The organism is Klebsiella sp. MS 92-3 (assembly GCF_000195655.1).
In the GTDB taxonomy this organism is placed as follows: domain Bacteria; phylum Pseudomonadota; class Gammaproteobacteria; order Enterobacterales; family Enterobacteriaceae; genus Klebsiella; species Klebsiella pneumoniae.
Genome location: NZ_GL882806.1, coordinates 75,629 through 83,659, shown reverse-complemented (window position 1 = coordinate 83,659; position 8,031 = coordinate 75,629). Strand labels below are relative to the sequence as shown.

At 60.3% G+C, this 8,031-nt stretch carries 10 protein-coding genes; 5 read left to right on the top strand and 5 right to left on the bottom strand.

Features of this window, described 5'->3' with window-relative positions; genetic code table 11:
- The first annotated feature begins 62 nt into the window (after positions 1 to 62).
- From HMPREF9538_RS14225 to emrD, 3 genes are all read left to right on the top strand, one after another.
- Positions 63 to 509 (top strand): GNAT family N-acetyltransferase, encoded by a 447-nt coding sequence (locus HMPREF9538_RS14225; protein ID WP_002923294.1) that lies wholly within the window; start codon positions 63 to 65, stop codon positions 507 to 509.
- Positions 510 to 577: 68 nt separating this feature from the next.
- Entirely contained in the window at positions 578 to 1,411 is an 834-nt protein-coding gene (locus tag HMPREF9538_RS14230; RefSeq protein WP_002923296.1) for a DMT family transporter, read from the top strand.
- A 175-nt stretch (positions 1,412 to 1,586) separates the two neighbouring features.
- On the top strand, positions 1,587 to 2,771 hold the full coding sequence (gene emrD, locus HMPREF9538_RS14235; protein ID WP_009485052.1) for a multidrug efflux MFS transporter EmrD: 1,185 nt from the start codon (positions 1,587 to 1,589) through the stop codon (positions 2,769 to 2,771).
- Positions 2,772 to 2,930: 159 nt separating this feature from the next.
- Here emrD and dsdC read toward each other — a convergent pair whose 3' ends face one another.
- Both dsdC and HMPREF9538_RS32230 read right to left on the bottom strand, forming a co-directional pair.
- A complete protein-coding gene (gene dsdC / locus HMPREF9538_RS14240) occupies positions 2,931 to 3,854 on the bottom strand; it encodes a DNA-binding transcriptional regulator DsdC (RefSeq protein ID WP_009485051.1) in 924 nt (307 codons plus the stop codon).
- A complete protein-coding gene (locus HMPREF9538_RS32230) occupies positions 3,854 to 3,988 on the bottom strand; it encodes a hypothetical protein (RefSeq protein ID WP_004145063.1) in 135 nt (44 codons plus the stop codon). The genes dsdC and HMPREF9538_RS32230 overlap by 1 nt, the downstream gene beginning before the upstream one ends.
- Positions 3,989 to 4,079: 91 nt before the next feature.
- On the opposite strand from HMPREF9538_RS32230, the gene dsdX reads away from it, so the two are divergent.
- The gene (gene dsdX, locus HMPREF9538_RS14250; protein ID WP_004173855.1) at positions 4,080 to 5,417 is read left to right on the top strand and encodes a D-serine transporter DsdX; all 1,338 of its coding nucleotides are present in this window, start codon (positions 4,080 to 4,082) and stop codon (positions 5,415 to 5,417) included.
- 16 nt (positions 5,418 to 5,433) lie between these two features.
- Positions 5,434 to 6,762, top strand: a complete 1,329-nt coding sequence (gene dsdA, locus HMPREF9538_RS14255) for a D-serine ammonia-lyase (protein ID WP_002923300.1) — start codon at positions 5,434 to 5,436, stop codon at positions 6,760 to 6,762.
- Between the two features lie 3 nt (positions 6,763 to 6,765).
- Here dsdA and HMPREF9538_RS14260 read toward each other — a convergent pair whose 3' ends face one another.
- The 3 genes from HMPREF9538_RS14260 to HMPREF9538_RS14270 all read right to left on the bottom strand — a co-directional run bounded on the left by HMPREF9538_RS14260 (position 6,766) and on the right by HMPREF9538_RS14270 (position 7,962).
- A complete protein-coding gene (locus tag HMPREF9538_RS14260) occupies positions 6,766 to 7,188 on the bottom strand; it encodes a hypothetical protein (RefSeq protein ID WP_002923302.1) in 423 nt (140 codons plus the stop codon).
- Positions 7,189 to 7,262: 74 nt separating this feature from the next.
- Positions 7,263 to 7,625 (bottom strand): DUF202 domain-containing protein, encoded by a 363-nt coding sequence (locus HMPREF9538_RS14265; protein WP_002923304.1) that lies wholly within the window; start codon positions 7,623 to 7,625, stop codon positions 7,263 to 7,265.
- Complete coding sequence (locus HMPREF9538_RS14270) at positions 7,615 to 7,962, bottom strand: YidH family protein (protein WP_002923305.1); 348 nt, start codon at positions 7,960 to 7,962, stop codon at positions 7,615 to 7,617. The genes HMPREF9538_RS14265 and HMPREF9538_RS14270 overlap by 11 nt, the downstream gene beginning before the upstream one ends.
- Positions 7,963 to 8,031: the final 69 nt, after the last annotated feature.

Sequence of the window (8,031 nt, the reverse complement as noted above, 5' to 3'; positions counted from 1 at the left end):
CCCCCCCCCCCCCCCGGGCGGGCGCCCGCCGGGCGTCCCGGGATGACTTGATGGAGGAAGCTATGCCACCCCTGTTAATTGCCGCCACGACGCCGGATGCACCGGGGTTCGCGGCGCTACGAATTGAAAGCCTTGAACAGCATTTCAATATGCTGCGCCGCCTGGCGGAAAACTGGCAGAGCGGCAAAAACCGCTTTAACGCGCCGGGCGAAACGCTGCTGGGCGCCTTCGTCAACCACCAGCTGGTAGGGGTATGCGGCATCAATAGCGATCCCTTCAGTCCGCAGCCGCGGGCCGGGCGCATTCGCCACCTCTACATCAGCGAACGCTACCGTCGCCGGGGCATCGGCCAGCAGCTGCTGGTCTCGGTTATCACCCACTCCAGCGCCTGGTTCGACTTTCTCAACACCCATGCCCCGGCGCAGGCCTGGCCATTTTATGAAAGGCTTGGTTTCCGCCCGGTGTACGATGAACCGCGGGTGACGCATCGCCTGTTTTGTTCGCTTTAACCCCCCGCTGGCAGGCAGCGCGGGCGCGTGTTACATTCCGGTGACCTTCACTGTTGAACCTGTCTGCGATGACCCTCACCGTATTCTGCATTTTGCTGTTCGCCGCCCTGCTGCACGCCAGCTGGAACGCTATCGTCAAAGCCAGCGGCGATAAAATGTACGCGGCGATCGGCGTCAGCGGCTCGGCCGCGCTGATCGCCCTGGTGATGCTCCCCTTTGCCCCGCAGCCCGCGCTGGTCAGCGCCCCCTATCTGCTGGCGTCGTGCGCGTTACAGGTGGTGTATACGGTGCTGGTGGCGAAGACCTACCAGGTATCGGATATGAGCCAGACCTATCCGCTGATGCGCGGCACTGCGCCGCTGCTGGTGGCGGCGATAAGCGTGCTGTTCCTCGGCGATCGTCTGTCGCCGCTGGCCTGGCTGGGTATCGGCGTCATCTGCCTGGCGATTCTGGCGATGGCCTTTAACGGCCGCGCCAGCTCGCGCAAAGGCATCGTGCTGGCGCTGATCAACGCCTGCTTTATCGCCGGTTATACGCTGGTGGACGGCACCGGCGTCCGGCTGGCGGGCTCGGCGCTGGGCTACACCCTGTGGACCTTTTTTATGAACGGCTTCTGCCTGCTGTGCTGGGCGATGGTGGCGCGACGGCGTGAGGCCAGTCGTTATTTACGTCAGCACTGGAAAAAAGGCATCCTCGGCGGGATCGGCACCATGGGCTCCTACGGCCTGGCGCTATGGGCGATGACCCAGGCCCCGCTGGCGGTGGTCGCCGCGCTGCGTGAAACCTCCATTCTCTTCGGCGCGCTGATCGCCTTTATCGTCCTGAAAGAGCAACTGATGCCGCTGCGCATCGTGGCCGCCTGCGGGATTGCCGCCGGGGCGATCCTCCTGCGCCTGGCGTAGCCTGAGATGGCAACATTAGTTGCCGTTCCTGTTTACATAATCTGCCTGGAATTCCCTCAACAATCGGCACTTTGCAGTTGTTCTGTCATTTTAATATGGTAGATTCCTCCATCGTTTACGGGATGTGGCAGTCACATATTCTTCATTTTTCTTTACTCACAAAGTATTCATCGACATGAAACGGCATAAGAACTTCAATTTGTTGTTGATGCTGGTACTGCTGGTGGCCGTCGGCCAGATGGCGCAGACCATTTATATTCCGGCCATCGCCGACATGGCGGTCGCGCTGAACGTCCGCGAAGGGGCGGTACAAAGCGTGATGGCGGCCTATCTGCTGACCTACGGTATTTCACAGCTGTTCTACGGCCCGCTCTCTGACCGCGTCGGTCGCCGCCCGGTGATCCTCGTCGGGATGTCGATTTTTATGCTGGCGACGCTGGTAGCTATTACCACCCATAGCCTGCCGGTGCTGATCGCCGCCAGCGCCATGCAGGGGATGGGCACCGGGGTCGGCGGCGTGATGGCGCGTACCCTGCCCCGCGACCTGTACGAAGGCGCTCAGCTGCGTCATGCCAATAGCCTGTTAAATATGGGTATTCTGGTCAGCCCGCTGATTGCCCCGCTGCTCGGCGGCATCCTCGACACCCTGTGGAGCTGGCGCGCCTGCTACGCTTTCCTGCTGGTCCTGTGCGCCGGGGTGACCTTCAGCATGGCGAAGTGGATGCCGGAAACGCGCCCGGAAGGGGCGCCGCGCACCAAACTTCTGGCCAGCTACAAAACGCTGTTCGGCACCGGCGCCTTTAACTGCTATCTGCTGATGCTGATCGGCGGCCTGGCGGGGATTGCGGTATTCGAAGCCTGCTCCGGGGTGCTGATGGGCGCGGTGCTCGGCCTGAGCAGCATGGCGGTGAGTATTCTGTTTATTCTGCCGATCCCGGCGGCGTTCTTCGGGGCGTGGTTTGCCGGCCGGCCGAACAAGCGTTTCACGACGCTGATGTGGCAGTCGGTGATCTGCTGCCTGCTGGCAGGTCTGATGATGTGGATCCCAGGGCTGCTGGGCATCATGACCGTCTGGACCCTGCTGGTGCCTGCGGCGCTGTTCTTCTTCGGCGCCGGGATGTTGTTCCCGCTGGCCACCAGCGGCGCGATGGAGCCGTTCCCGTTCCTCGCCGGAACCGCCGGGGCGCTGGTGGGCGGCTTGCAGAATATCGGCTCCGGCGTGCTGGCCTGGCTGTCGGCGATGATGCCGCAAACCGGTCAGGGCAGCCTCGGCCTGCTGATGATGCTGATGGGCCTGTTGATTCTGCTGTGCTGGCTGCCGCTGGCCTCGCGCTTTACCCACCATCAGCAGCCGGTATAAGCGCGGCAGTGATTCACCGGATGGCGGCTGACGCCTTATCCGGGCTATCGGACTGGTCGTCTGCCGGCCCGCGCAAGCGCAGTGCCGTCATTTTGCCGGGTGGCGGCGCACGCCTTACCCGGCCTCCCTAACAACTCCGAGGGATAGCCCGGCTCTTTTTCAGGTCAGGCTATGCAGCCACTCGATAAAGGCGTCGATTTTCGGCCACTGACGGCCCGGCAGGGTGGTCACGTAATAATGCTGATGGCATTTCAGCGTCATATCGCCGAACGGGGCGATCAACTCCCCACTCTCCAGCCGCTTCTGCACCAGCCGTTTACGCCCCATCGCTACCCCGACATGATTCATCGCCGCAATCACCGCTAAATCAGAACGATCGAAGCCAATGCCCGACGATTGCGGCAGTTCAATCCCAAATTGTTGTGCCCAACTGAACCATTCATCGGTGCCGGAATCATTGCTCCATGCCTGGCGATCGTGAAGCAGCGTACAGTGGCGAAGATTGGCAGCATTTGACGTTAACTGCAGCTGGCGGGCGTAATACGGCGTACATACCGGCACGATCGCCTCATCCATCAGAAAATGGTGGCTTAGCTGCGACGACGGCGCGTCATCAAAATAGATTGCCAGATCGATACCCGCCCGCTGCAGGTTGACGTTATCGTTGCCGGTCAGCACGGTCAGCGAGATGGCCGGGTAGCGGCGACTGAAATCCCCCAGCGCCGGCACCAGCCAGCACTGGGCGATAGAGGGCCGCGAGTAGACCGTCAGACTGCCGGAGAGCTCCTGGTTTTTGATGTCCAGAATCTCCTGATTGAGACCATCCAGCGACGCCTTCAGCGCCCAGTAAACGCGCTTCCCTTCACGCGTCAGCTCCACTTTGCGGTGCGAGCGGACAAAGAGCTGGATCCCCAGCTCCTCTTCCAGCTGATTAATCCGGTGACTGACGGCGCTTGGGGTGAGCGCCAGCTCGTCGGCGGCAAGGGCGAACGACTCGTGCCGCGCCGCCACCTCAAACGTCGACAGCCTGGAGAGTTGCCAGCCGTTCAGCAACCGGGTACCTAAGGTTATTAGCACATCCACTATGCGCTCCTGGCGATAAAAGGGAGTCTGGATGATAAAAAAATAACGCCGGAACTTCCGCTAAAGGATGAGTTAATTTGACCCATAGCATATTTAGAGGTCACTTTTAGAGCTAAATCACCTTTTTGATTCAATTTGGCTCATCTGAAAGGTTATTTATATCGTTTGTCAGCCCATGCCGAGTTTCTGTTCAATAACCACACGTTACTTACGGCGAGGTGGGGTATGGAATCGCAAATTTGGGTTGTGAGCACATTGCTGATTAGCATCGTGTTAATTGTATTAACCATCGTCAAACTGAAGTTTCATCCGTTTCTGGCGCTGCTGCTGGCGAGCTTTTTCGTCGGGGCGATGATGGGAATGGGCCCGCTGGAGATGGTCAACGCCATTGAGAGCGGGATCGGCGGTACGCTGGGCTTCCTGGCGGCGGTGATCGGTCTCGGCACCATTCTCGGCAAGATGATGGAGGTCTCCGGCGCGGCGGAGCGCATCGGCCTGACGCTCCAGCGCTGCCGCTGGCTGTCGGCGGATGTGATTATGGTGCTGGTCGGCCTGATCTGCGGCATTACCCTGTTTGTCGAAGTCGGGGTGGTGCTGCTGATCCCGCTGGCATTCTCCATCGCCAAAAAAACCAATACTTCGCTGCTGAAGCTGGCTATTCCGCTGTGTACCGCGCTGATGGCGGTGCACTGCGTGGTACCGCCGCATCCGGCCGCGCTGTTCGTGGCGAATAAACTGGGCGCTGATATCGGGACGGTTATCGTCTATGGCCTGCTGGTCGGTCTGATCGCCTCGCTGGTCGGCGGCCCGCTGTTCCTCAGGCTGCTCGGCAACCGCCTGCCGTTTAAACCAGTGCCAGCCGAGTTTTCCAACCTCGACGTTCGCGAAGAATCGACGCTGCCGTCGCTCGGCGCTACGCTGTTTACCGTGCTGTTACCGATTGGCCTGATGCTGGTGAAAACCGTCGCTGAACTGAATATGGCGAAAGGCGGCACGCTGTATACAGTGCTGGAATTTATCGGCAACCCCATCACCGCGATGTTTATCGCCGTCTTTGTCGCCTATTACATGCTCGGCATCCGTCGGCAAATGGGGATGGGCGTTCTGCTGACTCATACCGAAAACGGCTTTGGGTCCATCGCCAACATCCTGCTGATTATCGGCGCCGGCGGCGCATTCAACGCGATTTTGAAATCCAGCGGCCTGGCCGATAGCCTCGCGGTGATCCTGTCGAACCTTGATATGCACCCGATTTTGCTGGCCTGGCTGGTGGCGCTTATCCTGCACGCCGCCGTTGGCTCCGCCACCGTGGCGATGATGGGCGCTACCGCCATCGTTGCCCCGATGCTGCCGCTTTATCCCGGCGTAAGCCCGGAGATCATCGCCATTGCCATCGGTTCCGGCGCCATTGGCTGCACGATCGTCACCGATTCCCTGTTCTGGCTGGTAAAACAGTACTGCGGCGCCAGCCTCAGTGAAACGTTCAAGTACTACACGACAGCGACATTTATCGCGTCGCTACTTGCACTGGCCGCCACCTTCCTGCTTTCTTTCATCATCTAAGCGAACGAGACGTAATATGAAAAACGCTGACCTGACCACCTTAACCGCGACCTTCCCGCTTGTGCAGGATCTGATCGCCCTGAAAGAAACTACCTGGTTTAACCCGGCAACCACCACCCTGGCGGAGGGGTTGCCTTACGTCGGTCTGACCGCCGACGATGTGCAAGACGCCCATGCCCGCCTTCAGCGCTTCGCGCCCTATCTGGCGGCAGCCTTCCCGGAAACCGCCGCGAGCTGCGGGATTATCGAATCAGAAGTGGTTGCCATTCCGGCAATGAAACGCAGCCTTGAGCAAAAATTCGGCCAGCCAATTAGCGGCGAACTGCTGCTGAAAAAAGACAGCCATCTGCCAATCTCCGGCTCAATCAAAGCGCGCGGTGGGATTTATGAAGTGCTGACCCATGCGGAAAAGCTGGCGCTGGAAGCCGGGCTGCTGACGACCGCAGACGATTATCGCAAATTGCTGACGCCGGAGTTTAAACAGTTCTTTAGCCAGTTCAGCATCGCCGTCGGCTCCACCGGCAACCTTGGGATGTCGATAGGCATCATGAGCGCGCGCATTGGTTTTCAAGTCACGGTGCATATGTCCGCCGATGCCAGGGCGTGGAAAAAAGCCAAACTGCGCAGCCACGGCGTAACGGTGGTTGAGTATGAAGAGGACTATGGCGTGGCGGTCGAACAGGGGCGCAAGGCAGCGGAATCCGATCCGAACTGCTTTTTCATTGATGATGAAAACTCACGCACGCTGTTCCTCGGCTATGCCGTAGCCGGCGAGCGCCTGAAGGCGCAGTTTGCCAAAGCAGGGCGCGTGGTCGATGCCGATCACCCGCTGTTCGTCTATCTGCCGTGCGGCGTCGGCGGCGGCCCCGGCGGCGTGGCATTTGGCCTGAAGCTGGCCTTCGGCGACCACGTTCACTGCCTGTTCGCCGAACCGACCCATTCGCCATGCATGCTGCTCGGCGTCTATACCGGGCTCCACGACCAGATAGCGGTGCAGGATTTAGGTATTGATAACCTGACCGCGGCCGACGGTCTGGCGGTCGGCAGGGCGTCCGGGTTCGTTGGCCGGGCAATGGAGCGCCTGCTCGACGGGTTCTATACCCTTGACGACCAGACGATGTATGACATGCTGGGCTGGCTGGCGGCAGCGGAAAATATCCGCCTTGAACCCTCCGCGCTGGCCGGGATGGCCGGAGCGCAGCGGGTCTGCGCCAGCAAAGCGTACCATCAGCTGCAGGGGCTGAGTGAGCAACAGCTGCAGCAGGCCACCCACCTGGTGTGGGCCACCGGCGGCGGCATGGTGCCGGAAGAGGAGATGGCGCAGTACCTGGCGAAGGGGCGCTAATCTTTAGCGCAGCAGCGGCATCAGCGCCTCTGGTGGCCGCTGCTGTCGTCGCAGGTCCCGCATCACTCGCATATAGGGCCCGCTAAAATCGTAGAACTGCCGGTAACCCGCGCACAGCGGGTCTTCCTGTTCGCCACAGCGGCACAGGCGCAGCCACGGGCAGCCGTAGCAGGTGCTGTTGGCCGCCGGCGCGCCTGGCTGGGTCAGCGTCTCCCCACACCAGGCGCTCAGCGTCTCGCTAAACAGTAAAATATTGATGCGCCCAATATCTTCCCGCACCCAGCGGTGAAAGACTGCGCAGAGAAACTCTCCCCAAAGCGCGGCGTCGCCGGCCGCCAGCTGCGGAATAAAATGGATAGCGGTGAGCCCCTGTTGACGAAGCTGTGCATAGAACGCCTGCGGTTGATGGCAATGATGCGCCTCCACCACGACAGCCTGAAAGGGAGTGTCATGTTGCTGGCCGGGGGCATGAGTGAGAGGCAAATTCGCCGGACATCCTGTCATGACATATCCCTAATGAATAAAACGATCGGTTGAAGGTGAGTAACAGCAAACAGGAATGCCAGAGAAAGTACTGCGAGTGCGATCAAAAATTTGTCACGAACCGCCCGCGGCTGTAAAAAATCGCTATCGTCGACATCCATCAGATGACGACGGCGGGTATAGCCCCAGAGGATCACCGCCACAATCGCCAGCACGCCGATCGACAGCCAGAACGGCAGGCCGGCGCGGTGCCAGCTGTGCTTAATCGCCAGCGCCATCAGCGCGCCGTAGCCCAACAGGGTGCGAAACCAGGCCAGCGAGGTGCGCTCTGGCTGAAGACCGGGATCGCTTTCCCGCCGCGCCCGGCGTTTATCCGCCATACACCACCAGCAGCATCACCGCGGCCACCACCGCCAGCAGCAGAATGCTAATCACCAGCAGCGTGCGGGTATAGGGAAGGTCCTGCTTGAGACGCATCGCCTTCTCGTTATTCAGCCAGCGCAGATAGCCATAGATGGCCATGCCGCCGGCAAAGAGACACAGCAGCAGGGCGAGAATTTCACGGATCAGCGGCGTGGCAAAGTCCGGCGCTAACTGGTCAAGGCCGACGCCGGCGGCGAGAAAACCGAGCGCCGTGCGGATCCATGCCAGAAAGGTGCGTTCGTTAGCCAGCGAAAAGCGGTAATCCGGCGCTTCGCCGAGGCGGGAGATTTTCATTACAGTTCCTTGTTCATCGCGCTGCAGGCTTCAGCATAGCGTAAATCAGGAACCGGGGAGAAGAACCCG

Excerpts from the sequence above, each read along its gene's own strand:
- HMPREF9538_RS14225 (WP_002923294.1), top strand. The coding sequence starts at position 63 with ATGCCACCCCTGTTAATTGCCGCCACGACGCCGGATGCACCGGGGTTC.
- HMPREF9538_RS14230 (WP_002923296.1), top strand. The coding sequence starts at position 578 with ATGACCCTCACCGTATTCTGCATTTTGCTGTTCGCCGCCCTGCTGCAC.
- emrD (WP_009485052.1), top strand. The coding sequence starts at position 1,587 with ATGAAACGGCATAAGAACTTCAATTTGTTGTTGATGCTGGTACTGCTG.
- dsdX (WP_004173855.1), top strand. The coding sequence starts at position 4,080 with ATGGAATCGCAAATTTGGGTTGTGAGCACATTGCTGATTAGCATCGTG.
- dsdA (WP_002923300.1), top strand. The coding sequence starts at position 5,434 with ATGAAAAACGCTGACCTGACCACCTTAACCGCGACCTTCCCGCTTGTG.
- HMPREF9538_RS14265 (WP_002923304.1), bottom strand. The coding sequence starts at position 7,625 with ATGGCGGATAAACGCCGGGCGCGGCGGGAAAGCGATCCCGGTCTTCAG.
- HMPREF9538_RS14270 (WP_002923305.1), bottom strand. The coding sequence starts at position 7,962 with ATGAAAATCTCCCGCCTCGGCGAAGCGCCGGATTACCGCTTTTCGCTG.